Genomic DNA, 297 nt, shown 5'->3' with positions numbered 1-297 from the left:
GAAGGAAGCCAAGCGCAAGGCCGAGGAGCAGCGGCTGGCGGCGATCGAGGCGGCCAAGGCCGCCAAGGAAGCGGCCAGGGCGCAAGCTTTGGCCGAGAAGGAAGCCGCCAAGCAGGCAGCCCAGCAGCCGGTCGTCACCGCCGGCGTCGAGACGGCGCCCGCCCAGCCGACGGCTGAGACACAGGCAGCGAGCGCCGACGAAGGCACCGTGTCGAAGCTCAAGAAGAAGCTGCTGGGCATGTTCGGCGGCTGAGATGTTTAGCTTGGCAAACCGCGCCACCATCTACGAGCTCAAGG

1 pseudogene is annotated in these 297 nt (G+C 67.7%); it reads left to right on the top strand.

Features of this window, described 5'->3' with window-relative positions:
- A pseudogene (locus tag EN808_RS35800) lies at nucleotides 1-253 on the top strand (hypothetical protein); the annotation flags it as partial.
- Nucleotides 254-297: the final 44 nt, after the last annotated feature.

Origin of the sequence: Mesorhizobium sp. M8A.F.Ca.ET.165.01.1.1 (assembly GCF_004792065.1) — a bacterium.
Taxonomy (GTDB): Bacteria; Pseudomonadota; Alphaproteobacteria; order Rhizobiales; family Rhizobiaceae; genus Mesorhizobium.
Note: the sequence above shows the minus strand (reverse complement) of the source record. Positions and strands in the feature narration are given on the sequence as shown.